Annotated in this window: 22 protein-coding genes and 1 pseudogene; 16 read left to right on the plus strand and 7 right to left on the minus strand. The window is 69.6% G+C overall.

Features of this window, described 5'->3' with window-relative positions:
* Nucleotides 1-54: 54 nt before the first annotated feature.
* From ACFVV1_RS21530 to ACFVV1_RS21545, 4 genes are all read right to left on the minus strand, one after another.
* On the minus strand, nucleotides 55-948 hold the full coding sequence (locus ACFVV1_RS21530) for a phosphatidylinositol-specific phospholipase C (RefSeq protein WP_389991395.1): 894 nt from the start codon (nucleotides 946-948) through the stop codon (nucleotides 55-57).
* A gap of 207 nt (nucleotides 949-1155) precedes the next feature.
* Nucleotides 1156-2016, minus strand: coding sequence for a TIGR03620 family F420-dependent LLM class oxidoreductase (locus ACFVV1_RS21535; protein WP_389991398.1), 861 nt, complete (start codon nucleotides 2014-2016; stop codon nucleotides 1156-1158).
* Between the two features lie 481 nt (nucleotides 2017-2497).
* Nucleotides 2498-2647, minus strand: coding sequence for a hypothetical protein (locus ACFVV1_RS21540; protein WP_389991401.1), 150 nt, complete (start codon nucleotides 2645-2647; stop codon nucleotides 2498-2500).
* A 113-nt stretch (nucleotides 2648-2760) separates the two neighbouring features.
* On the minus strand, nucleotides 2761-3660 hold the full coding sequence (locus ACFVV1_RS21545; RefSeq protein ID WP_389991404.1) for a GNAT family N-acetyltransferase: 900 nt from the start codon (nucleotides 3658-3660) through the stop codon (nucleotides 2761-2763).
* Nucleotides 3661-3917: 257 nt separating this feature from the next.
* Between ACFVV1_RS21545 and ACFVV1_RS21550 the strand changes: the two are divergent.
* Nucleotides 3918-4404: pseudogene (locus tag ACFVV1_RS21550) on the plus strand (IS701 family transposase); the annotation flags it as partial.
* A gap of 37 nt (nucleotides 4405-4441) precedes the next feature.
* Complete coding sequence (locus ACFVV1_RS21555; RefSeq protein ID WP_389991407.1) at nucleotides 4442-5146, plus strand: DUF6333 family protein; 705 nt, start codon at nucleotides 4442-4444, stop codon at nucleotides 5144-5146.
* Between the two features lie 377 nt (nucleotides 5147-5523).
* Here the strand turns inward: ACFVV1_RS21555 and ACFVV1_RS21560 are convergent, their stop codons facing one another.
* Together ACFVV1_RS21560 and ACFVV1_RS21565 are read right to left on the minus strand one after the other, a co-directional pair.
* The gene (locus tag ACFVV1_RS21560; protein ID WP_389991410.1) at nucleotides 5524-5718 is read right to left on the minus strand and encodes a DUF397 domain-containing protein; all 195 of its coding nucleotides are present in this window, start codon (nucleotides 5716-5718) and stop codon (nucleotides 5524-5526) included.
* A 20-nt stretch (nucleotides 5719-5738) separates the two neighbouring features.
* Nucleotides 5739-6590, minus strand: coding sequence for a helix-turn-helix domain-containing protein (locus tag ACFVV1_RS21565; protein WP_389991413.1), 852 nt, complete (start codon nucleotides 6588-6590; stop codon nucleotides 5739-5741).
* Nucleotides 6591-6837: 247 nt separating this feature from the next.
* Here ACFVV1_RS21565 and ACFVV1_RS21570 point away from each other — a divergent pair, with 247 nt between their 5' ends.
* Both ACFVV1_RS21570 and ACFVV1_RS21575 read left to right on the plus strand, forming a co-directional pair.
* Nucleotides 6838-7290: an ATP-binding protein gene (locus tag ACFVV1_RS21570; RefSeq protein WP_389991416.1), complete on the plus strand. Its 453-nt coding sequence runs from the start codon at nucleotides 6838-6840 to the stop codon at nucleotides 7288-7290.
* Nucleotides 7291-7661: 371 nt separating this feature from the next.
* Nucleotides 7662-8075 carry a hypothetical protein gene (locus ACFVV1_RS21575; protein ID WP_389991419.1) on the plus strand — a complete coding sequence of 138 codons (414 nt, stop codon included), beginning with the start codon at nucleotides 7662-7664 and terminating at the stop codon, nucleotides 8073-8075.
* 232 nt (nucleotides 8076-8307) lie between these two features.
* Here ACFVV1_RS21575 and ACFVV1_RS21580 read toward each other — a convergent pair whose 3' ends face one another.
* Nucleotides 8308-10143 (minus strand): bifunctional metallophosphatase/5'-nucleotidase, encoded by a 1836-nt coding sequence (locus ACFVV1_RS21580; RefSeq protein WP_389991422.1) that lies wholly within the window; start codon nucleotides 10141-10143, stop codon nucleotides 8308-8310.
* A 188-nt stretch (nucleotides 10144-10331) separates the two neighbouring features.
* On the opposite strand from ACFVV1_RS21580, the gene ACFVV1_RS21585 reads away from it, so the two are divergent.
* The 12 genes from ACFVV1_RS21585 to pstB all read left to right on the plus strand — a co-directional run bounded on the left by ACFVV1_RS21585 (nucleotide 10332) and on the right by pstB (nucleotide 22470).
* Entirely contained in the window at nucleotides 10332-10580 is a 249-nt protein-coding gene (locus ACFVV1_RS21585; RefSeq protein WP_389991425.1) for a hypothetical protein, read from the plus strand.
* 51 nt (nucleotides 10581-10631) lie between these two features.
* Nucleotides 10632-11555: a mycothiol synthase gene (gene mshD / locus ACFVV1_RS21590; RefSeq protein WP_389991428.1), complete on the plus strand. Its 924-nt coding sequence runs from the start codon at nucleotides 10632-10634 to the stop codon at nucleotides 11553-11555.
* A gap of 93 nt (nucleotides 11556-11648) precedes the next feature.
* On the plus strand, nucleotides 11649-12059 hold the full coding sequence (locus ACFVV1_RS21595) for a GntR family transcriptional regulator (protein WP_389991431.1): 411 nt from the start codon (nucleotides 11649-11651) through the stop codon (nucleotides 12057-12059).
* Nucleotides 12056-12952, plus strand: a complete 897-nt coding sequence (locus ACFVV1_RS21600; protein WP_389991434.1) for an ABC transporter ATP-binding protein — start codon at nucleotides 12056-12058, stop codon at nucleotides 12950-12952. The genes ACFVV1_RS21595 and ACFVV1_RS21600 overlap by 4 nt, the downstream gene beginning before the upstream one ends.
* The gene (locus ACFVV1_RS21605; RefSeq protein ID WP_389991436.1) at nucleotides 12949-13950 is read left to right on the plus strand and encodes an ABC transporter permease subunit; all 1002 of its coding nucleotides are present in this window, start codon (nucleotides 12949-12951) and stop codon (nucleotides 13948-13950) included. The genes ACFVV1_RS21600 and ACFVV1_RS21605 overlap by 4 nt, the downstream gene beginning before the upstream one ends.
* Nucleotides 13951-14232: 282 nt before the next feature.
* Entirely contained in the window at nucleotides 14233-16488 is a 2256-nt protein-coding gene (locus tag ACFVV1_RS21610; RefSeq protein ID WP_389991439.1) for an RNA degradosome polyphosphate kinase, read from the plus strand.
* A complete protein-coding gene (locus ACFVV1_RS21615) occupies nucleotides 16475-17479 on the plus strand; it encodes a CHAD domain-containing protein (RefSeq protein ID WP_389991441.1) in 1005 nt (334 codons plus the stop codon). Before ACFVV1_RS21610 ends, ACFVV1_RS21615 begins: the two co-directional genes overlap by 14 nt.
* A gap of 35 nt (nucleotides 17480-17514) precedes the next feature.
* Nucleotides 17515-17961, plus strand: coding sequence for an NUDIX hydrolase (locus ACFVV1_RS21620; protein WP_389991444.1), 447 nt, complete (start codon nucleotides 17515-17517; stop codon nucleotides 17959-17961).
* A gap of 292 nt (nucleotides 17962-18253) precedes the next feature.
* Entirely contained in the window at nucleotides 18254-19393 is a 1140-nt protein-coding gene (gene pstS, locus ACFVV1_RS21625; protein WP_389991447.1) for a phosphate ABC transporter substrate-binding protein PstS, read from the plus strand.
* Between the two features lie 194 nt (nucleotides 19394-19587).
* A complete protein-coding gene (pstC, locus tag ACFVV1_RS21630) occupies nucleotides 19588-20583 on the plus strand; it encodes a phosphate ABC transporter permease subunit PstC (protein ID WP_389991450.1) in 996 nt (331 codons plus the stop codon).
* Nucleotides 20580-21665, plus strand: a complete 1086-nt coding sequence (gene pstA, locus ACFVV1_RS21635) for a phosphate ABC transporter permease PstA (RefSeq protein WP_389991453.1) — start codon at nucleotides 20580-20582, stop codon at nucleotides 21663-21665. Before pstC ends, pstA begins: the two co-directional genes overlap by 4 nt.
* Nucleotides 21666-21693: 28 nt before the next feature.
* Nucleotides 21694-22470, plus strand: coding sequence for a phosphate ABC transporter ATP-binding protein PstB (gene pstB / locus ACFVV1_RS21640; protein ID WP_266747542.1), 777 nt, complete (start codon nucleotides 21694-21696; stop codon nucleotides 22468-22470).
* The last annotated feature ends 97 nt before the right edge of the window (nucleotides 22471-22567 follow it).

Raw genomic sequence — 22567 nt, forward strand, 5'->3', positions numbered from 1 at the left:
ATGCGAAGGGAAGAATTCGTGGGTTCTCGGCGGCATACAGCCCCGTCGGGCCGGTCAGACCCCGGGGTTGTGCCTGATCAGCGATTCGACCAGCCCGGACCGGGTGGCGGGGAAGTCCAGCGGGACGATCCCGAGCCCGGTCCGGCCCGCCGCCTCCGATCCGTCCAGGAATGACTGCACCTGCGGGTTGAGCCGGTCCGCGTTCCAGCGCGGCGGCATCAGGGCGGCGGTGCTGACGTAGTTCATGAACAGTTTCCCGGGCCGCTGCGCGGCCTTGCGGAACTGGGCCTCGATCTTGGGGTATTTGGCGAACGGCTCCGCCATGTAGTCGTCCTGGATGTCGAAGAGTTCCGAATCTGCGTAACGGACCCCGGGCAGTCCGCCGTTGTCGGCAAGCAGTACGACCTTGCCGCGCGCCTCACCCAGCGAGGGCAGTGCGGAGTCGATACGGAACAACGGCCGCCACCCCTTGACGTCGAGGTAGAGGTCGAAGACCCGCCGGAACTCCGCGTCGCTCTCCTCGGAGTACTCCTGCTTGACCCGCATCAGCACGGTCTCGCCCGGGTGAGCCGCCAGGAAGTCCCAGCAGGCGCCGAGCACATCGCCGAACATCAGGTTCTGGTACGAGGCGCCGTGGTGGATCGCGAACGCGTCACCGGTGACCCGGCACCGCACGTCGAGAAACCGCAGCCCGCTGTTCAGCTGCTCGGCGACGGTGGTGTTCTGGCACTCGGTCCACGGCCCACCGTAGCGAGCCCCCGAGTCGTGCGATCCGGGGATCGTGAGGCGTTGCAACGCGGTGGCGTCGGGGACGGCGCCCATCCAGTCCTGGGTGGCGAGGACCTGCCGGGCCCCGGCTGTGGCGGGGCCCGCGCCGACGACAACGGTGGCGGTGGCGGCGAGAGCGCCGGCCAGGAAGTTCCGGCGAGTGGCGGTGTACGGGCTCATGCGGGGAGTGCCTCCGTCTGCCGTGGGGGGTCAGCCGCCAAATTATGACGGGTGCACGACACCAGCGGAACAGGGCCGACGGCTGCCCGCCCGCGCATCAGATTCCGGGAAAGAGCCGACGCGATCTCGACGTTCTCTCAGGGGAGGGGCACCCGGCGCGGGTGTTGGGGGCAAACCGGCACGGGGTGGTGATCTCACGGGTGCATCTCAGAACAGCGCCGCAGCAAGGTCGCGCCATGCCGTGCGGGGGAAGAGACGATGGTCCGTGGTGGCTATCTGAAGGGCAAGGTGGTCGGCCCCGGCCTTTTGCTGCTCGGTGAGTCGGGCGGCAACCTTGTCAGGGCTCCCGTGGATGAACAGGGCGTCGATCAGTTGGTCGCTGCCGCCATCGGCCAGATCTTCGTCGGTGAAGCCGACGCGCAGCCAAGCGCCACGGTAGTTGGCCAGTTCCAGGTACGGGACGAGCACGGCGCGCGCCTGTGAGCGGGCGGAATCCGGATCGGTGTGCAGGATGACGGTCTGTTCCACTGCCAGCAGGGGCCGGCTTCCCAGATCGGACCTGGCCCGTGCGGTGTGCGCCACGTCCACCAGGTAAGGATGCACCCCCACTGACCGGGCAGCGCCCAAACGGGTCATCTGCGGGCCGTGCGCGCCGATGATGCGTGCGCAGGACGGCAGGGGAGGGGCAGCCGCATCCAGTTCGTCCAGGTACGAGCTGAGCGCCGCGTAGGGGCGGTGATAGCGGTCGACGAAGTCGGCGTGGCTGACGCCCAGTCCTACCAGAAGCCGGGCCCGCTGGTGCTCGGGCAGTGCGTGGTAGGCGGCGGCGAGCCGGTCGGCTGGTTGTTCCCAGATGGACACACACCCGGTCGCGACCGCTACTCGCCTTGTTGCGGCCAGGAGTTCGGCGGCAGCGACCAGGTCCCCGCTGGGGTTGCCGCCCGGACTGCCGCCGAGCCAGAGCGTTCCGTACCCCAGCTCTTCGAGCTCTGCTGCGGCGTCCTGCGCTTCGCGCCGGTCCCCGTGCGTAAAGGCCAGGCTCCATATGCCGAACGGTCCGAGTTCCACAGGCGGTCCTCCTCGAGCGGGGACTGCATTTCTATCGCTGCGGCCGGGCCCCTCCTCGCAGGATTCCCCATGGTGTCCAAAACTCATGCCGGCGGTGTCCGGAAGCCTCGGCCGGCCCGGTGATCGTCCTCACCGAATGTGTGCCGGAACCGAGTTGTGACGGCGGTTGTGCACAGGCGTCGCCTGACAGCTTCCCCGCCTGGTACTCCAGCTGTAGATCGTGATCTTGCTGGTGGGGGCCTGTACGGGAACGGGCGCGGCCGCCGTTGATCATCGTGGGTGTGTGGACTGACGACGAGACGGCGGCCACTCCACAACGTAGATCCCGCACGTTGGAGCGGGAGGCGTTTGAGGTGGCCATGGGGCGCATCGCAGGCCGGTTCGCCCGCTATGAACCTCGCCTACGGGCCTTCGGATCTCATCGTGGGCCGCCTCCCATTCCTCCCGGACGTCCTCGTGGTCCCGCCCCAGCAGGGCGAGTTCAGGCGCTGAACAGGTCGCGGACCGCGTCGTATCCCGGACCGGGTGTGAAGTGGCCCGACAGCCACGGGAAGTCGGCGTCGTCGATCAGGATCTCCCCGACCGGTTCGCCGTCGCCCGGAACGTGCCATACCTCTCCGTCGAACCCCAACTCCGCCTCCCCCGCCCGCTGTCGATCACACTGTCGGCCGGCATGCCGCCGGGCACCGGCAAGCGGCCCGGACCTGCCCTCGGACCGGACCACTCACCGCGTGCTACTCCTCGCTAGGCCGCTTGGCCTGCCGGGTGGAAGTTGATGCGTTCCCTGATGACGGGGAAGCCGGCCTTGGCAAAGTTCGCGGCCATGGGGAAGTTGCCCTGGTCCGTCGCTCCGCTGACGAACTCCGCGCCCTGCTCGACGAGGAGGTGGGTGCACTCCGCGAGGAGGTCGTAGGCGTAGCCGCGACCGCGCTGTTCCGGGACGACTCCGATGAAGCCGATGGTCGGGCCGGAGGGGTTGTGGGCCGGGATGTGGATGCCGGCCAGGTCGCCCTCCGGCGTGTGCGCGATCTGCCACCACTCCCGTGGGGAGGGGCACCAGTGGAAGAAGTCGAGTTCCTCCTGGGCGGCCCGGTCGAGGCCGCCCTCCTCGATGGCCCTGAGCGCGTGGGCGTCCAGGGTGACGGAGTGGATGCGGCGCAACGCGTCGAAGAACACGGTGTCGTCGGGTTCGGCGCTGAAGCGCAGGCGTCCGGGCCGCTCGGGCAGACCTCGCTCCGGGGTCCAGCGATACAGGAAGCGTTCCACCACGAGTTCGTACCCTGCGGCTCGTGCGGCGGCGAAGCGCGCCTCGGCGCCGGCGCGCAGGTCGGTCTTCTCCCGCCAGCCGCCGGGCAGGTTGATCTCGAGTTCGACCTGCCAGGGAGCGGAGCGCAGGAGTTCGGCCCCGGCCTCCTCCTCGCCCTCGGCCACGTCGAACCAGTTGATGTTGACGGGCTCCGAGTCGTCGGGGCCGCCCCACCACGCGCCGCGTGCGACGACCTCGCCGTCGCGCAGGGCGACGCGCTTCCAGTCGGGGCGGAACCGGGTACGCCGATGGCCTTCACGGGCGCCCAGGGGGTCGGGGAGTGCGTCGAAGAGATGAGCATCGCTCGCGGAGAGCGCGCGGATGACCGGATCGGTCATGGATTCCTCCGGGATACAGGCTGCTTGGAGCGCTCCCGGTCAGAACTGACAAACCACGCCGGGATAGCGGAAGAGGGAGCGCTGGAAAGGTGTGAACTGCACGGCACTCGCCTCCTTCTGTCCATCTCAGGGCGTGAAGCCACACAGTACGTGATCTTCCGCGGGTCCGTCCACGGATTTCCGCGCCCCTTGAAGGAGGGATTCGCGGGGACGACGCAGAGCGCTCTCAAAGGCCCGCGGGGCCCTGAGCGGACGACGACTGGGCCGTCATCGAGCTCGCCGACCCGACGCCGAGCCACCGCCAGTTGCTGATCCGCCGCAACCGCACCACCGGTGAACTCGCCTACTATCGCTGTCATTCCACCCGGCCGGTGCCACTGACCTCCCTGGTGAAGGTCGCCGGATCAAGGTGGCGGGTGGAAGAGACCTTCCAAAGCGAAGGGGCCGGCGGGGCTCGACGAGCATCAGGTTCGCCGCTCCCCCTCCTGGGTCCGCTGGGTCACCCTCGCGATGCTTGCCCACGCCTTCCTCGCAGTGGTCCGCGCCAACGAACACGCCCGCCGCCCAGGACCAGCCGACCTGATCCCGCTGTCCTGCAACGAGATCCAACGCCTGTTCATCACGGTCGCCGTCCAGCCTCTCCACGATGAGGCCCACTGGCTCAGCTGGTCCGACTGGCGCCGCCGCCACCAGGAGCGATCACGGACCAGCCATTACCGACGACAAGCCGCATCCCAGACATGAAGATCACGCTCTACAGCTGGAGTACTAGGCTCCCCGCATGAGCCCGAGCCCGCGTATCGCCTGGCGGCACTCCACCCTCCGAATCATCCGCGTCCACCCGCCCTACTGCGCCCCCTACGACCAGCACGCCATCCGCCACGCGCCGGCCCACGACCCGGTCCGCGCCCGCGCTGTCGTCGCCGGACTCTCCACCGTCGCCACCGTCGCCGAAGAACTCGACCCCATGCTCCGCCGGGACATCGGCCACCCCCGGCACATCGGCGACCTCGACCACGTCGCCGTCGGATGCTGGGGCGACATCGTCCAGATCGGCGACCCGGCCCTCGGTGAGGACGGCATCCTCTCCACCAACCTCGACGCCGCGTTCGATGCCCAGGTCAAAGCCCACCCCGAGGCCCGCATCACCGCCGTCTGCGAGATGAACTCGGCCGAGACCTACAGCAAGTACCTCGCCCATGTCCCCGGGCAGCCCCGCCTCTCCGCCGACGGCTGGGACGACCAGTACGTCACGGGCAACCCCGCGCAGCTCCTGCGGGCCGTCGGCGTCGATCCCGGCGCCCCCGGGGCCGAGTGCCTCGACACGGACCAGGACAAGCCCTTCATCGGTGTCGAGTACCTCGACCTCCTCGCCTGTGGCCTGCACTCCATCTACAGCAAAGAGAACCTGACGGTGTCCGTCTTCAAGGTCACCCGCACCGAGGACGCCCAAGAAGCCATCGACGACGTCTGGCACCAGGACTGAGGCCTGCAGACGGCCCGTGCCGAGCGGTGGCCCTGCGTCCGTCGGGATGCCGGGTCGCTGTCGTTTCCAGGGCCACCCCTTGACCGCCGCCGGCGTGACGAGCGTGGGCAAGGGGTGGCCTGTTCGCGCTCCCCACCTGGCGCAGTGAGACGGGGAGTTGTGCCACCCGGCAACAACTCGCTCGGGAAGCGGGCCACGGCGGGCGACACACGGCAAGCTAGCCCGCGATGGGAGCCCGTATCAAGTGTTGGGTATCTAAAGAGTGATGCCCTTATTACCCGTAGGTGATACGCAATGGCTGATTCAAGCCTTCGTCAGCACATCGGGCGGCCCCCATCTGCGCCGATGGGAACCGCCCGATGCCGGAGCACTACGAATCAGGCCAGATCGTCGAACTCGCCTTCCTTGGCGCCACCAAGGAAGGCGCGCAGCTTGGCACGGCTCGTACGAATGACCACGTCCGGGTTGTCGCTCTCTCGCATGAGGATCTCCCCTCCGCTCTCAGCGAGTTCCAGGCAGTTGTCGCCGTCGGCGTCCGCGGACTTGGACGACTTTCGCCATTGAATGCCCATGGTTCTCACGCCTCCATATTTCATGCTTGCCCTGCGACTTCCTTGATGAAGTCTCTTGAACTCTGCGGATCGAGCGACCGCCCTTCCGTCCGGTCGAGCACCGCCCGAAAGACCTGGAGACGGGCCTCGGCATCCACGAATCCAGACCCGGTCTGAGTGTCCGTCTGCACAGTGTCAAGCTGCGGAACAGGACCGTAGACATAGTGCGTCGAACTACCGGCGTTCGGAAAACCGCCTGCCTCGAAGGGGATCACTCGCACCGTGACATTGTCGCGCTCCGACTCCTTCAAGAGGTGATCGAGCTGCCCGGCTGCGACCTTGCGCCCTCCGTACTGCATCCGCAGAGCCGCCTCGTGAATCAGGAAGGTGCAGGTGGGCGGGTCCGGCCGGTCGAGAACATCCCGACGCCTCAACCGATGCGAGAGCCTGCGACGGAGGCTCGCCGGAGTCGGTGCAGGCAGCGCTTCCGCGTACACGGCACGTGCGTAGTCCTCGGTCTGGAGCAAGCCGGGCATATGCATGATCTGTACGGACCGGAATCCGACTGCGTGGTGCTCCAATTCAGCCAGGTCGAGCGCACTTCCGGAGAGCTCACCGCGATAGTCCTCCCACCACCCCTTTATCCGCTCCTCGGCCATCTCGGCGAGCGCATCGACGTAGGCCGCGTCGGAACATGCGTAGTGCCCGGCCCACGCACGAACCCGCGCGCCACTCACCCCAAACCGCCCTGATTCGGTGTTGCTGATAGTGGTGCGGTCCGTGCCCAACAGCGCTGCAGCCTCGGTCGGTGTCAGGCCGGCGTGCTCGCGCATCCTGCGCAGTTCCGCGCCCAGTCGGCACTGCCGCGCTGTAGGGGGCTTCCTCGGTGGCATCAGCCTCTCCTCTTGTCGAATCCCAGTGTGGCCGCATCCCCCGAAGGGGTCTACCTATCGCAATGTTTGTTGGTTTTCCCACAACACTTGATACGCCAACGCTATCGTCGTCCTCACACCGCGCCGCACGTCGCTAAGCCCGAAGTGCAGCCGTACGAACGTGCGTTGAGCCGCGCGGCCGTACGGCCATTGCCACGGTTCAACGAGCGACGCACCCGTTCAGACCGCACCGCGTTGGGAGAACGACATGAGCACCGCCACCGCAACTCCCCTGCCACCGAACCCACTCGGCGGCGAGACCTACCGGCTGACGCTGCCGAACACCGCGAGCGCCGCCAGGATCGCGCGTGACTTCGTCACCTCACTGCTGAACGTCAGCAGACACATCGGGCTCATCGACGACGCACGGCTCTGCGTCACCGAAGTGGTCACCAACGCGCACCGGCACACCTGTACGCACCTGATCGGCGTCCATGTGACGGTCAACCGGAAACGCGTCACCGTCGCCGTCGCGGACGACGACCCCACCGCACCGGCCGTTCTCGGCGTGCTGCCCGCAGCGCCCGAAGGGGAGCACGGGCGGGGGCTCGTTCTGGTGGACAGCCTCGCTCTGGCCTGGGGGGCGAACGTCTTCGGGGGCCTCTCGCCCCATCGCAAGATCGTCTGGTTCACCCTCGGCGGGCCGGATTCGACGCCGTGAGCGCGTGGGGGGCGGTCCTGGTCGCCGCCACTCTCGGCGCACTCGCCGCAGGTCTGCTTCTGGCGCCGATACCGCGCCGGGCGTCGGCGGACCGCGACGAGGAATGTCCGTAGCGCCGTCGAGCGTACTCAGCACTGTGGGACGCCGACCTCCACCACACCGAAGCACCCCCTCCATCAGGGCCGAGCAGCCCTGTCCGCCGACTCGGCCAGGTCGAACCGGGCAAACCTCGCGGAAGGTCGCGGCGGCTCGGAAACGCGACCGGGCACCACCGGACGACGGGAAGCCCGGTCCCGGAGGTACGTACCGCCAGGTGAGGTCCATCGCGACGTCCATTGGCGCACATGACCTTCTGTCACCAATAGGGATACATGCAGTTACTGCTATTTATACGGGCATTCAGCGACGACCGCGTCACCAACGTCATCTGCGACGCGACCACGCTGCCGCCGGGTGCCTTTACGCCCTGCCACGGTACGTACACGATCACCCAGGCCGACGCCAATGCCTGCAAGAAGACCAAGTCGGGCGGCGACAGCAAGCTCTGCCCTGTCACCAACGTGGCGGTGGCGGCAGGCACCGGCCCGCAAGGGAACCAGATCGCCAGCACGCCCGCCGAGGTCACCATCAAGATCAGCAAGAAGCGGCCCAAGCCCCCGCACCACAAGCCGCCGCACAAGAAGCCCGTGCACAAGAAGCCCGTGCACCACAAGCCGTCGCACAAGAAGCCCGTGCACAAGAGGACGTACAGCGAGGAAGGATCCAACGGCCAGGGACAAGCCTGACAGCAAGCAGGAAATCCGACGGCCCGATGAGCGCGAGGCCGGCGGAATCCTGTTTCGTAGACCGTTCACCTCGCGCCCCGCCCCGGAACGACCGGAGCGGGGCGCGAGGCACGTCCCCGGCGTCGGCGTCCGCATCGCCCGCAAAGGAAAACGCAGTGGGGCGGTGGGCCCGCCGGCCCACCGCCCCACTCACCCGCGTACGGGAGTTACGTAGCTACTGGAGTTACTGGAGTTACCGGATGACCGTGATCCGGTCCGTCGCCGGCGGGGCCAGCGGCGCGGCGGCCGTCGAATGGGCCGCCAGGTAGGTGTTGAAGAGGTCCAGGTCGGACGGGCCGACCAGCTTGTTGGTGCCCTGGCCGAGTGCCGCGAAGCCGTCGCCGCCGCCTGCCAGGAACTCGTTCATCGCGACGCGGTAGGTCTTCGCCGGGTCGATCGCCGCACCGTTCAGCTTGATGGTGTCGGTGACCACGCGGGCCGCGCCCGTCTTCGTCATGTCGAGGGTGTAGGTGAGGCCCTTGGAGATCTGGAGGATCTTCGGGCCGGCCTCGTTGGAGCCGCTGACCTGCTGCTGCAGTGCGGTGATCAGCTGGGCGCCGGTCAGGTCGACGACGTTCATCATGTTGGTGAAGGGCTGCACGGTGAAGGACTCCCCGTACGTCACCACCCCGTCGCCCTCACTGCCGGTCGCCTTGTAGACCAGGTCCGCGCGGATGCCGCCCGGGTTCATGAAGGCGACGACCGCCCCGCCCTTGTCCGCCGGGGCCAGGCCCTCCAGCTGGGCATCCGCGATCAGGTTGCCGAGCGGCTTCTCGGGGGCCGTGGAGCCGCGGCCGTCGATGTCGGCGGTGATGTAGCCCTGCGGCTTGTTCGCGATGGGCGCCGCGAGGGTGTTCCAGCGCGCGATCAGGTCCGTCATGTCGGTGGCCCTGGGCTGGTCCCGGCTGACGATGTGGTTCGCCGACTTCGGGTTCGAGGCCCCGGCCGACTTCACCGACGTACGGACGATGTCCTTGGTGCGGCGGTCGTAGGTGAGGGTCGTGTCGGTGTAGAGCTTGCCGAACGACGACGCCGAGGTGACCATGCGCGGGTTGCCCGCCGGGTCCGGGACGGTGCAGACGTACGCCTGGTGGGTGTGGCCCGTGACCAGCGCGTCGACCTTCGGGCTGATGCCCTTGGCGATGTCGACGATCGGCCCGGAGATGCCGTCACCGGCGCCGGAGCTGTCGCAGTCGTAGTTGTACGAGGTGGAGGCCGGTGCCCCGCCCTCGTGGATCAGCGCGACGATGGACTTGACGCCCTGCTGGTCCAGTTCCTTGGCGTACTTGTTGACCGTCTCGATCTCGTCGTGGAACTTCAGGCCCTTGACGCCGTTGGCCGTGACGATGTTCGGTGTGCCCTCCAGGGTCACCCCGATGAAGCCGATCTTGACGCCGTTCTTCTTCCAGACCGTGTACGGCTTGAGGACCGGCTTGCCGGTCTTCTCGTCCGTCACATTGGCCGCGAGGTACGGGAAGTCGGCGCCCTGGAACTTCTTGCCCTTCTCGTAGCACCCCTCGACCGGGTGGCAGCCGCCGTTCTGGAGGCGGGCCAGCTCGGTGGCGCCCTCGTCGAACTCGTGGTTGCCGACGGTCGTCACATCGAGGTCGATCTTATTGAGCGCCTCGATGGTCGGCTCGTCGTGGAAGAGACCGGACAGCAGCGGGCTCGCGCCCACCATGTCGCCACCGGCCGCGGTGATCGAGTACGGGTGCCCCTTGCGCGCGGTGCGCAGCGAGGACGCGAGGTACTCGACGCCACCGGCCGGGATCGCCTTGGTCGTGCCGTCGGCCTGCGTCTCGGTGACGGTGCCCGCCGAGCCGGCCGGCGGCTCCAGGTTCCCGTGCAGGTCGTTGAAGGACAGCAGCTGCACGTCGACGGTGCCGGCCGGCTGGTGCTTCCCGTGGCCCTGGGCGTTGCCCTGGGCGCCGGCCGGCATCGCGGCGACGAGCGCGCCGACGGTGGCGAGCCCGGCCGCGGCGGCGAGCACCCGCCGGGTTGCGCGGTTCTTCTGCGGTGTCGCTGACATCGGTCCCCTTGTGAGTTCAGCGGGAGGTTTGAGGGTGATGGCGAGTCTGGAGACTTCGTGCCGCAGCCTAGAGTCAACGCGCGTAGCGCGACAGGTGCCGGGGGTTACGAACTGGTTGCCATGCGGTCTGAATCGGGGCGAAGTTACCCACCTCACCCGTAGTGCGTACTTATGCAGGCAGAAATGTCATGGCACGCACGGCTGCCCGGAAGCGTGTGCGCAACCTGGCGGCTCCTCTTCCGTCGGCTGCGCCGCCGCCGCGGTACGCGCAGGTGGGCCCGAGCAGGCTGCGCTCCCCTGCCGAGGGCCCGCTGTCCGCCGAGGACCTGGCCGTGCCGGACACCGTCATCGGCGGTGACGGGCCGCTGAGTGTGCTGCGGCGGCAGGGCCTCACCGTCCGCGCCGCCCACACCACCTGGGTCGCCCGCCGCCCCTGAACGCCGAGGTCCGGCAGATCCCGGGGCCCTTTCCGCCGTACGCTCGTACACATGACGACTGACGTACCTCTTCCCGCCCCCGGACGTGAGCTCCAGACGCTCGACGTGCTCTCCCCCGAGCAGGCCGAGGCCGTGTCCGGACTGCTCGCCGAGGCGGCCCGGTCCGATGGCAGGCAGGCCGTGTCCGAGCAGGGGCGGTTGCAGTTGCGGGGCGGGCGGCGTGAGGGGGTGCGGCATCTGCTGCTCACCAGTGGGGGCACCCTGGTGGGATACGCGCAGTTGGAGGACACCGACCCCGTCGAGGCGCCGGCCACCGAGCTGGTCGTGCATCCGGCGTACCGCGGGCAGGGGCACGGGCGGGCGCTGGGGGCGGCGCTGCTCGCCCTGACCGGGAAGCGGCTGCGGGTGTGGGCGCACGGCGGGAAGTCCGCGGCCCGGCATCTCTCGCAGGTCCTCGGCCTCTCCCTCTTCCGCGAACTGCGCCAGCTGCGCCGCCCGTTGGGCGCGGCGGACATCGCGGAGCCGGTCCTGCCGCCCGGCGTCACCGTCCGCACCTTCGTGCCCGGTGAGGACGACGCCGCCTGGCTCGCCGTGAACCGGGCCGCCTTCGCCCACCACCCCGAGCAGGGCTCGCTGACCCAGCGCGACCTGGACGACCGCAAGGCGGAGCCGTGGTTCGACCCGAAGGGGTTCTTCCTGGCCGAACGCGACGGCGAGCTGATCGGCTTCCACTGGACGAAGGTGCACGCCGAGGAACAGCTCGGCGAGGTGTACGTCGTCGGCATCCGGCCCGACGCGCAGGGCGGCGGCCTCGGCAAGGCGCTCACCGCGATCGGGCTGCGCCACCTGGCCGCCGAGGGGCTGCCGACCGCGATGCTCTACGTCGACGCGGACAACAAGGCCGCGCTGGCCGTCTACGAGCGGATGGGCTTCGCGACGCACGAGGTGGACCTGATGTATCGCACGGAGTCCTGAGCAGCCACGGCTCGCACCAGGGGCGGTGTCTCTTGACGCCGCCCCTGCCTTGCGCCATGCTTTCACTACTTAATTAGTGAAAGGGGGGTGAGCATGGCAGAGTCCGCAGCGGTCGAGTACCGCATCGACCGGCGCAGCGGCGTCGCCACGTACCTCCAGATCGTCCAGCAGACCAAACAGGCCCTCCGTCTCGGCCTGCTGGAGCCCGGCGACCGGCTGCCCACCGCACGCGAGGTCGTCGAGGCCACCGCCATCAACCCGAACACCGTGCTCAAGGCCTACCGCGAGCTGGAGCGCGAGGGCCTCGTCGAGGCCCGGCGCGGGCTCGGCACCTTCGTCACGCGGACCCTCGGCGGCGCGGCGGCCGTCGACGACGCGCCGCTGCGCGCCGAGCTCGCCGACTGGGCCCGCCGGGCCCGCGCGGCCGGGCTGGAGAAGGACGATGTGAGCGCGCTCTTCACCGCCGTACTGGACAAGACCTTCGAGGGGGATCACGCCGGATGACAGGCGCTGCGATCGAGGCCGTCGGCCTCGGCACGAAGTACCGGGGCAGGGGCGGGGGCTGGGCGCTGCGCGACTGTTCGTTCCGGCTGCCCGCCGGGCGCGTGTGCGCTCTCGTCGGCCCCAACGGTGCCGGCAAGTCCACCCTGCTCGCCCTTGCGGCGGGCTTCCTGCGGCCGACGGAGGGGACGGTACGGGTGCTGGGCGCGGCGCCCGGCGGGGCGCGGGCCCGGATGGCCTTCGTGGCCCAGGACAAGCCGCTGTACCCGCAGTTGACGGTCGCCGGAACCCTCTGGGCGGGCGCCGAGCTGAACCCCGGCACCTGGGACCAGGACACCGCCGAACGCATCGCCGGGGAGCTCCCGCGCGACGCCGCGGTCCGCACCCTCTCCGGCGGCCAGCGCACCCGGCTCGCGCTGGCCCTCGCCCTCGGCAAGCGGCCCGAACTGCTCCTGCTGGACGAGCCGATGGCCGATCTCGACCCCCTCGCCCGCCACCAGCTGATGGGCGCGCTGATGGCCGAGGCCGCCGAGTACTCCACGACCATCGTGATGTCCTCGCACATCCTCACCGAGCTGGAGGGCGCCTGCGACTACCTCCTGCTCGTCGACGGCGGCCGGGTCCGCCTGGGCGGCGAGACGGACGACCTGCTCGCCGCGCACGCCCTGCTCACCGGTCCCGTACGGGACACCGCGCCGCACACCGTCGTCGAGTCCCGCACGGCGGGGCGTCTGCAGACCGCGCTGGTACGGCGGGAGGGCCCGGTGGACACCGCCGTCTGGGAGGCCGCGGAGCCTTCGCTGGAGGAGCTGCTGCTGGCGCATCTGCGCTCGCCGCAGGCGCCCGCCCTGCTCACGCCGAGCGCCGGGGCCGACCTGGAGGTGGCAGCCGTATGAGCACGATCGCACTGCGCGGCCGTATGAGCACGATCGCACTGCGCGGCCCGGACCGCGTCGTCCTGGCCCAGCACCGGCGGGCCCTTCAGCTCCTGGGCGCACTCCCCGTCCTGGTCGTCGCCGTGCTGGCCGGCGCCTGGCTGTGGACCGACCATGTCGCGGACGCCTTCGCCGCGACGGGCTGCTCGGTCGTACACACCACGCCCGGCTGCGGCGACACGGTGAACGACTTCCTCGACCGCCGGCTGTGGATGCAGGAGGTCCTCGGCTGGTCCGGCCTGCTGATGATGGTCCTGCCCGCGTTCGTCGGGATCTTCGTGGCGGGCCCGGTGATCGCCCAGGAGATGGAGAGCGGCACGTACCGGCTGGCGTGGTCCCAGTCCGTGACACCCACCCGCTGGCTCGCCGCCAAACTCGCCGTCCCCGCCGTCGTGACCCTGGCCTCCGTGTCCGTGCTGTCGGCCGCCTGCGCCTGGGCCCGGGCGCGGGCGGACTCCGTAGACCAGGAGTCGGACCTGTACTCCCGCGAGGTGTACGGCTCGATGGGCACCGTCCCCGTCGGCTACGCCCTGTGCATGCTGGCTCTCGGCGCGCTCGCGGGGCTGGTGCTGCGGCGCACCGTCGCCGCGATGGTCGTGACGGTGATCGGATACGGCGCGCTGGTGATGGCACTGAACACCGTGCGCAACGGTCTGTGGCCCTCCCTGACGGACACGTTCAAGAACAGCAACGGCTACCGGTTCCCCGCCGGGGCCGTCGACACCGGACAGGGCTGGCTGACCAGCAGCGGCAGGCGGCTGCCCGCCAACGCGTGCCTGGACTGGGCCGACGACCTCGAACAGTGCCTGGCCGACAAGGACATCACCCTCCGCTACCTCGACTACCACCCCGTCTCGCACTTCTGGCCGCTCCAGCTCGTCGAGACCGGCATCCTGCTCGTCCTCGCCGCGTTCGCCGTCGCCCTCGCCTTCCGGGTGCTGGGCCGTCGGCACGGCTGAACCCGCCGGCCGTGTCCGGACCCCTGCCGGGGGCCCGGACACGGCCCGTACGACCGGTCCGCGCACCCGCACACCGCTTCCTGCACGTCATGTCGCCGTTACCGGCCATTCAGAAGGGCTTGCGACCCTCTCAGGATGCAGCCAGCCGTGCCGACCCCCCGCAATGGGAGAGATCCCGGTGGAGACCGTGGCAACCGTGCCGACCCCACGGACCGCGCGTTCCCCGCGATCTCCGTACCCTCCGGCGCGCCCTCGGAGCCCCTGACGCGGAAGAATGGGGCCATGAGCCAGCAGCCCAGCTCCGAGGTCCCGGCCCAGTCACCCGTACAGCCGTCCGTCGGCGCGCTCGCCGCGCACCGGCCGCACGCCGTCGCCGCCGCGTCGTCCAACGGCGCCGCGCTGTCGACCCGGGCCGACCTCGATCCCGACATCGACGCCGACGTCGACGCGTACGAACCCGACATCGACGGCGACGAACTGCCGCACGACCGCTTCCTGGACCGGGAACGCAGTTGGCTCGCATTCAACGAACGAGTGCTCGAACTGGCCGAGGACCCGGCGACCCCCCTCCTCGAACGGGCTAATTTCCTCGCCATCTTCGCCTCCAACCTGGACGAGTTCTTCATGGTCCGGGTGGCCGGGCTGAAGCGCCGTATCGCCACCGGGGTCGCCACCCGCTCCGCCTCCGGACTCCAGCCCCGCGAAGTCCTCGAGCTGATCTGGACCCGCTCGCGCGAGCTCATGGCCCGGCACGCCGCCTGCTACCAGCAGGACATCGCCCCCGCCCTGTCCGACGAGGGCATCCAGCTGATCCGCTGGCCCGAACTGACCGAGAAGGAGCAGGCCCGCCTGTTCACCTTCTTCCGGCAGCGCGTCTTCCCCGTGCTGACCCCCCTCGCCGTCGACCCGGCGCACCCCTTCCCGTACATCTCGGGCCTCTCGCTCAACCTCGCCGTCGTCGTACGCAACCCGGTCAGCGGCCACCGCCACTTCGCCCGGGTCAAGGTGCCGCCGCTGCTGACCCGCTTCCTGGAGGCGTCGCCGCAGCGGTACGTGCCCATAGAGGACGTCATCGCCGCCCACCTCGAAGAGCTCTTCCCGGGCATGGAGGTCCTCGCCCACCACACGTTCCGGGTCACGAGGAACGAGGACCTGGAGGTCGAGGAGGACGACGCCGAGAACCTTCTCCAGGCCCTGGAGAAGGAACTCATGCGGCGCCGCTTCGGCCCGCCGGTCCGCCTGGAGGTCGAGGAGTCCATCGACCCGTACGTGCTGGACCTGCTGGTACGCGAACTCAAGGTGTCCGACGCCGAGGTCTACCCGCTGCCCGGACCCCTCGACCTCACCGGGCTCTTCGGCATAGCGTCCCTGGACCGGCCCGAGCTGAAGTACCCCAAGTTCATCGCGGGCACCCACCGCGATCTCGCCGAGGTCGAATCCGCCGCCGCGCCCGACATCTTCGCCGCCCTGCGCGAACGCGACGTACTCCTGCACCACCCGTACGACTCGTTCTCCACCTCCGTGCAGGCGTTCCTGGAACAGGCCGCCGCCGACCCCGACGTTCTCGCCATCAAGCAGACCCTGTACCGGACCTCGGGCGAATCCCCGATAGTGGAAGCCCTGATCGACGCCGCCGAATCCGGCAAGCAGGTCCTCGTACTCGTCGAGATCAAGGCCCGCTTCGACGAACAGGCCAACATCAAGTGGGCGCGCAAGCTGGAGGAGTCCGGCTGCCATGTGGTCTACGGTCTCGTCGGCCTCAAGACCCACTGCAAGCTCTCGCTCGTCGTCCGCCAGGAGAACGACACGCTGCGCCGCTACTCCCACGTCGGCACCGGCAACTACCACCCCAAGACGGCCCGGCTGTACGAGGACCTCGGCCTGCTGACCGCCGACCCGCAGGTCGGCGCGGACCTCTCCGACCTCTTCAACCGGCTCTCCGGCTACTCCCGCCGCGAGACCTACCGCCGCCTCCTGGTCGCCCCGAAGTCCCTGCGCGACGGGCTGATCGCCCGGATCGACAAGGAGGTCACGCACCAGCATGCCGGGCGGGCCGCCTACGTCCGCATCAAGGTCAACTCGATGGTCGACGAGGCGATCATCGACGCCTGCTACCGGGCCGCGATGGCGGGCGTGCCGGTGGACATCTGGGTACGCGGCATCTGCGCGATCCGCCCCGGCGTCGCGGGCCTCTCCGAGAACGTCCGGGTCCGCTCGATACTGGGCCGCTTCCTCGAACACTCCCGGATCTTCGCGTTCGGCAACGGCGGCGAACCCGAAGTGTGGTTCGGCAGCGCCGACATGATGCACCGCAACCTCGACCGCCGGATCGAAGCACTGGTCCGGGTCACCGACCCCGCCCATCGCGCCGCGCTCAGCCGTCTCCTGGAGACCGGCATGGCCGACACCACCTCCTCCTGGCACCTCGGTCCCGACGGGAACTGGAACCGGCACGCCACGGACACGGACGGCCAACCGCTGCGGCACGTACAGGAAATGCTCATTGACGCCCGGAGGCGCCGGCGTGCGACGCCATGACCACCAGACGACGCAGGCGGACCTTACGGCAGGGGCGGTGCTCGCGCCCTACCTTCAGGAACAGGCCGCCGAATTCCTGCGCAGCCTGCGCCTGCACCGCGAGAACAGCGCCCCCACGGACGCCGGGAGCCACGCCGCCGAGGAGGCCGCCGGTGCGCTGCGCCGCTCGTCCCGCCGGATCGGCGGCACGCTGCACACCTTCCGGGCGGCCCTGGACACGGCCTGGGCCGAGCAGCTCCGCGCCGAACTGGCCTGGCTCTCGGGCACCCTGGCCCGGGAGCACGCCTACGCGACCCGGCTGAACCGGCTCCTCGAAGCGCTGCACAGCCTGTCCGGCACCTCGCTGCCCGCCGCCCGCACGGCATCGGGGTCCGGTGCCGGCTCCGCCGGTGACAAGGAGCGCGCCGCCCTCGGCGTCGGCGCGGCCCGGGCCGGCGCGCTGCTGGAGCGGCAGCTGACCCTCGCCCGGACCCGCGCCCACTCGGCGGCGCTCCAGGCGCTCGGCTCCTCCCGCTTCCACGCGGTGGCCGACGCGGTCGCGCTGCTCGCCTCCGAGGTCCCGCTCGCCGCGGCGGCCACGGCCCCGGCCGAGGAGATGCTGCACGGCCCCGCCGACCGGGCCGAACAACAGCTGCTCGGCTCGGTGGCCGCGCTCCCCCCGGACACGGCGGTCGAGCCGTACAACGAGGCGCAGGACGCGCCCTGGCACCGGACCCGGCTGCTGCTGCGCCTGCACCGGTACGCCCACGAGGTGGTACGGGGCGCCCCCGATCCGGTCCTGGCCGCGCCGGGGCACGCCCTCGATCTGCACCGGGACGCGTCGGAGGCGGCCGCGGCGGCGGCATCGGCGGCCCGCACGCCCCGGATCGCGCCCGCGACCGCGTACGCCCTGGGGGTGCTCCACGCCGATCAGCGGCACGCGGTGGAGGCGGCGCGCAGCGGGTTCCGGGAGAGCTGGCCGTACGCGACCGCGGCGGTGGTCGCGCCGTGAACGGGGCCGTACGCGGACCGGGCGGTGATCACGCCGTGAGCAACGAACCCGCCCCGGGTCCCGTGCTCGCCGCGGGGTGTGTGCTGTGGCGCCGGGCCGCGCACTCCGGCGAGCTGGAGGTCTGCCTGGTCCACAGGCCTCGTTACGACGACTGGTCGCATCCGAAGGGCAAGCTGAAGCGCGGCGAGTCCGCGCTGGACTGCGCCCGGCGTGAGGTGCTGGAGGAGACCGGCCACCACTGCGCGCCGGGCGCCGCGCTCCCGACGGTCCGGTACGTCGTGAACGGGCGCCCCAAGGAGGTCGCCTACTGGGCGGCCGAGGCGACCGACGGCGCCTTCGTACCGAACGCGGAGGTCGACCGGGTGACCTGGCTCTCCCCGGCGGCGGCCCGGACCCTCCTCACCCGGCCCCACGACCGGGACGTGCTGGACGCCCTGCTCGCCCGCCTGCCGGGCGCACCATCGAGCCCGTCCGGCGACTGAGGACGGAACCCTCGCCCCGGACCGGGCCGACGAATGCGAGCCCGTCCGGCGATCGAGGACAAGGACCCGCGCCCCGAACCCGCACCCCGAACCTGCACCCCGAACCTGCGCAGCAGAACCGCGCCGCCCAGCACGGTTCACCTTCCGTTCACCCGCCCCCGTAAACCGCTTCACCTGTTCTGCGTAACTTCGGCGGTGCACGGTGCACGGCGCCAATGCCGGAGCACCCACCACAACGCACGCCGTCGTAGAACGAAGACACCTCGGCGGCTCCTGGAAGGAACACCCGAAAGTGAAGCTTCAGCGCAAGAACCGGCTTCGTGCCACCGCGCTCGGTGCCCTCGCCGTCTCCGGCGCCCTGGTCCTCACGGCGTGCGGTTCGGACAACAACAGTGGCGGCGGGACCACTGGTGGCGACGGCGGCAAGACGAGCGCCGCATCGAACATCAAGTGCGACGACGCCAAGGGCCAGCTGCGCGCCTCCGGCTCCAGCGCGCAGAAGAACGCCATGGACCTCTGGGCCAAGAACTACATGGCCGGCTGCTCGGGCGTCGAGATCAACTACAAGTCGTCCTCCTCCGGTGAGGGCATCATCGCCTTCAACCAGGGCACGGTCGGCTTCGCCGGTTCCGACTCGGCGCTGAAGCCCGAAGAGGTCGCCGAATCGAAGAAGATCTGCAAGGGCGGCCAGGGCATCGACCTCCCGATGGTCGGCGGCCCGATCGCCATCGGCTACCACCTGGAAGGCGTCGACAGCCTCACGCTGGACGCCCCCACCCTCGCCAAGATCTTCGACACGAAGATCAAGAAGTGGAACGACCCGGCGATCGCCAAGCTCAACAGCGGGGTCAAGCTTCCGGACAAGGCCATCCAGCCCTTCCACCGCTCCGAGGACTCCGGCACCACCCAGAACCTCGGCAAGTACCTGGGCGCCGCCGCCCCGAAGGACTGGAAGTACGAGGCCGAGAAGAAGTGGCCGGCCCCCGGTGGCCAGGCCGCGTCCAACTCCTCCGGTGTCGCCGCCCAGGTGAAGCAGGTCGACGGCGCGATCGGCTACTTCGAGCTCAGCTACGCCACCTCGCAGTCGATCTCCACCGTCGACATCAACACCGGTGGCTCCACCCCGGTCAAGGCCACCCCGGAGAACGCCTCCAAGGCCATCGCCGCCGCCAAGATCAAGGGCACCGGCAAGGACCTGGCGCTCGACCTCGACTACACCACCAAGGCCGAGGGCGCCTACCCGATCGTCCTGGTGACGTACGAGGTCGTCTGCGACACGGGCAACAAGGCCGAGACCCTGCCCACGGTCAAGTCCTTCCTGAACTACACCGCCAGTGACGAGGGCCAGAAGCTCCTCACCGAGGCCGGTTACGCGCCGATCCCGACCGAGATCAACGCCAAGGTCCGCGAGACCATCGCCTCCCTCTCGTAACCGAGGCACGCAAGCCGAGGTACGCACCCGAAAGCACGCGGCCGAGGCACGCACGCAACACCAGTAACACCAGCAACATCCGCGTCACCCAGCAGGCCGGTCCGGCGCACCCCTCCGGGCCGGCCCGCGACCACCCATCCGGTGCACCGCCGCCAGGGGAGCCACGCCGCTCCCCCACACAGACCGGAAAGACCATGGCTTCCACCACACCGATAGACACGCCACCGCCGCCACCGGCGGTGCACAAACGTGCCAGGCCCGGGACCGGGCGCGCGGGCGACAAGGTCTTCCTGGGCCTCTCCAAGGGCTCGGGCATTCTGCTGCTCGCGATCATGGCGTCCGTCGCCGCGTTCCTCACCTACCGCGCCGCGCTCGCCGTCTCCAAGGACCAGGGCAACTTCTTCACCACCTTCGACTGGAACCCGGCCGGTGATCCGCCGGTCTTCGGCATCGCGGTCCTCCTCTTCGGCACGGTCGTCAGCTCGATCATCGCGATGGCCATCGCCGTCCCGGTCGCTGTCGGCATCGCGCTGTTCATCTCGCACTACGCGCCGCGCAAGCTGGCCGCGCCCCTCGCATACGTCGTCGATCTGCTCGCCGCAGTGCCGAGCATCGTGTACGGCATCTGGGGCGCCCTCTTCCTCGTCCCGTACCTGGAGGGCCTGAACCTCTGGCTCGACCAGTTCTTCGGCTGGACGTACCTCTTCGAGAAGACCGAGGTCGGCGTCGCCCGCTCGCTCTTCACCGTCGGCATCCTGCTCGCGATCATGATCCTGCCGATCGTGACCAGTGTCAGCCGCGAAGTCTTCCTCCAGGTCCCGAAGACGAACGAGGAGGCCGCCCTCGCGCTCGGCGCCACCCGCTGGGAGGTCATCCGCCTCTCGGTGCTCCCCTTCGGCCGCTCCGGCGTGATCTCCGCGTCGATGCTGGGCCTGGGCCGGGCGCTCGGCGAGACGATGGCCGTCGCCACGGTCCTGTCGCCGAGCTTCATCATCTCCGGGCATCTGCTCAATCCCGGCGGCGGAACGTTCGCCCAGAACATCGCCGCGAAGTTCGACGAGGCCAACCCCCTCGGGCGGGACGCCCTGATCGCCTCCGGCCTCGTCCTCTTCGTCCTCACCCTGCTGGTCAACGGCGCGGCCCGGCTCATCATCGCCCGCCGCAAGGAGTACTCGGGGGCCAACGCATGAGCCACGCAGCCAACACCGGCACCCAGGAACGCCCCACCCGGGCGGCGCCCGCACGCGGGACGAGCCTCAGCAGCCGCGCCCTTCCCCGCTGGGCCCCGTTCGGCTTCGCGGCCGTCGCGCTCGCGCTGGGCGTGGGCATCGGCGCGGCGGCGGGCTGGCGCAGCCACACCCAGTGGGGGCTGTTCTCCGCCCTGCTCTTCGTCGTCATCTCGTACGTCACGACGACGGTCGTCGAGAACCAGCGCCAGGCCAAGGACCGGCTCGCCACCAGCATCGTCTGGGTGTGCTTCCTGCTGGCCGTCGTGCCGCTCGCTTCGCTCCTGTGGACGGCGATCAGCCGGGGCGCGGCGCGCCTGGACGGGTACTTCCTGACCCACTCGATGGCCGGCGTGCTCGGCTCCGAGCCGACCGGCGGTGTCTATCACGCACTGATCGGCACGCTGGAGCAGGTCGGCATCGCCACCCTGATCTCCGCCCCCATCGGCATGCTGACCGCCGTCTACCTGGTGGAGTACGGCAAGGGTGCCCTGGCGAAGACCGTGACCTTCTTCGTCGACGTCATGACGGGCATCCCGTCCATCGTCGCCGGTCTCTTCATCCTCTCGATCATGCTGATGACGAAGACCGACCCGTCCGGTCTGATGGGCGCGCTGGCGCTCACGATCCTGATGATCCCGGTCGTGGTCCGCTCCACCGAGGAGATGCTCAAGCTCGTCCCGAACGAGCTCCGCGAGGCATCGCTCGCGCTCGGCATCCCGAAGTGGCGCACCATCCTGAAGGTGGTCCTCCCGACCGCGATCGGCGGCATCACCACCGGTGTGATGCTCGCGATCGCCCGCATCGCCGGTGAGACGGCGCCGATCATGCTGCTGGTCTTCGGCAATCCGTTGATCAACGCCAACCCCTTCCAGGGCGCACAGTCCTCGCTCCCCTTCTATATCTGGGAGCAGTACAAGGTCGGCACCGATCAGTCGTACGACCGTGCCTGGGCCGCGGCTCTGGTCCTGATCGCCTTCGTCATGATCCTCAATCTGGTGGCCCGCGGCATCGCCCGCTGGAAGGCCCCGAAGACCGGCCGCTGACCGCGGCACGAAAGAAGCAGTGATTCAGATGGCCAAGCGCATCGACGTCAGCGGCCTGTCCGCCTACTACGGCTCCCACCTCGCCATCGAGGACATCTCGATGACCGTGGAGCCCCGCTCCGTGACCGCCTTCATCGGCCCGTCCGGCTGCGGCAAGTCCACCTTCCTGCGCACCCTGAACCGCATGCACGAGGTCACCCCCGGCGGCCGCGTCGAGGGCAAGGTGCTGCTGGACGACGAGAACCTGTACGGGCCGAACGTCGACCCGGTCACCGTGCGCCGCACGGTCGGCATGGTCTTCCAGCGCCCGAACCCGTTCCCGACCATGTCGATCTTCGACAACGTCGCGGCGGGCCTCAAGCTGAACGGCTCGTACAAGAAGAACCAGCTGTCGGACATCGTCGAGAAGTCCCTGCGCGGCGCCAACCTCTGGAACGAGGTCAAGGACCGGCTGAACAAGCCGGGCTCCGGACTCTCCGGCGGCCAGCAGCAGCGCCTGTGCATCGCCCGCGCGATCGCCGTCGAGCCCGACGTGCTGCTGATGGACGAGCCGTGCTCCGCCCTGGACCCGATCTCCACCCTCGCCATCGAGGACCTGATCGGCGAGCTGAAGGAGCGCTTCACGATCGTCATCGTGACGCACAACATGCAGCAGGCGGCCCGCGTCTCGGACCGCACGGCGTTCTTCAACCTCGCGGCGGTCGGCAAGCCCGGCAAGCTCGTGGAGATCGACGAGACGGAACGCATCTTCTCCAACCCGTCCGTCCAGGCAACCGAGGACTACATCTCGGGCCGCTTCGGATAACCCCATGGATGGCCTTGAGGTGCTGCATGGCGGTGCCACCACAAGGCGAAGGGGCCGCCCCCGCTCCCGCAGAGGGAGTGGGGGCGGCCCCATTTTT

This window comes from Streptomyces sp. NPDC058092, from assembly GCF_042884935.1.
Classification (GTDB): domain Bacteria; phylum Actinomycetota; class Actinomycetes; order Streptomycetales; family Streptomycetaceae; genus Streptomyces.

Coding starts and splice junctions, on each gene's coding strand:
- ACFVV1_RS21530 (WP_389991395.1), bottom strand. CDS start 948: ATGAGCCCGTACACCGCCACTCGCCGGAACTTCCTGGCCGGCGCTCTC.
- ACFVV1_RS21545 (WP_389991404.1), bottom strand. CDS start 3,660: ATGACCGATCCGGTCATCCGCGCGCTCTCCGCGAGCGATGCTCATCTC.
- ACFVV1_RS21555 (WP_389991407.1), top strand. CDS start 4,442: ATGAGCCCGAGCCCGCGTATCGCCTGGCGGCACTCCACCCTCCGAATC.
- ACFVV1_RS21560 (WP_389991410.1), bottom strand. CDS start 5,718: ATGGGCATTCAATGGCGAAAGTCGTCCAAGTCCGCGGACGCCGACGGC.
- ACFVV1_RS21565 (WP_389991413.1), bottom strand. CDS start 6,590: ATGCCACCGAGGAAGCCCCCTACAGCGCGGCAGTGCCGACTGGGCGCG.
- ACFVV1_RS21570 (WP_389991416.1), top strand. CDS start 6,838: ATGAGCACCGCCACCGCAACTCCCCTGCCACCGAACCCACTCGGCGGC.
- ACFVV1_RS21575 (WP_389991419.1), top strand. CDS start 7,662: ATGCAGTTACTGCTATTTATACGGGCATTCAGCGACGACCGCGTCACC.
- ACFVV1_RS21580 (WP_389991422.1), bottom strand. CDS start 10,143: ATGTCAGCGACACCGCAGAAGAACCGCGCAACCCGGCGGGTGCTCGCC.
- ACFVV1_RS21585 (WP_389991425.1), top strand. CDS start 10,332: ATGGCACGCACGGCTGCCCGGAAGCGTGTGCGCAACCTGGCGGCTCCT.
- mshD (WP_389991428.1), top strand. CDS start 10,632: ATGACGACTGACGTACCTCTTCCCGCCCCCGGACGTGAGCTCCAGACG.
- ACFVV1_RS21595 (WP_389991431.1), top strand. CDS start 11,649: ATGGCAGAGTCCGCAGCGGTCGAGTACCGCATCGACCGGCGCAGCGGC.
- ACFVV1_RS21600 (WP_389991434.1), top strand. CDS start 12,056: ATGACAGGCGCTGCGATCGAGGCCGTCGGCCTCGGCACGAAGTACCGG.
- ACFVV1_RS21605 (WP_389991436.1), top strand. CDS start 12,949: ATGAGCACGATCGCACTGCGCGGCCGTATGAGCACGATCGCACTGCGC.
- ACFVV1_RS21610 (WP_389991439.1), top strand. CDS start 14,233: ATGAGCCAGCAGCCCAGCTCCGAGGTCCCGGCCCAGTCACCCGTACAG.
- pstC (WP_389991450.1), top strand. CDS start 19,588: ATGGCTTCCACCACACCGATAGACACGCCACCGCCGCCACCGGCGGTG.
- pstA (WP_389991453.1), top strand. CDS start 20,580: ATGAGCCACGCAGCCAACACCGGCACCCAGGAACGCCCCACCCGGGCG.
- pstB (WP_266747542.1), top strand. CDS start 21,694: ATGGCCAAGCGCATCGACGTCAGCGGCCTGTCCGCCTACTACGGCTCC.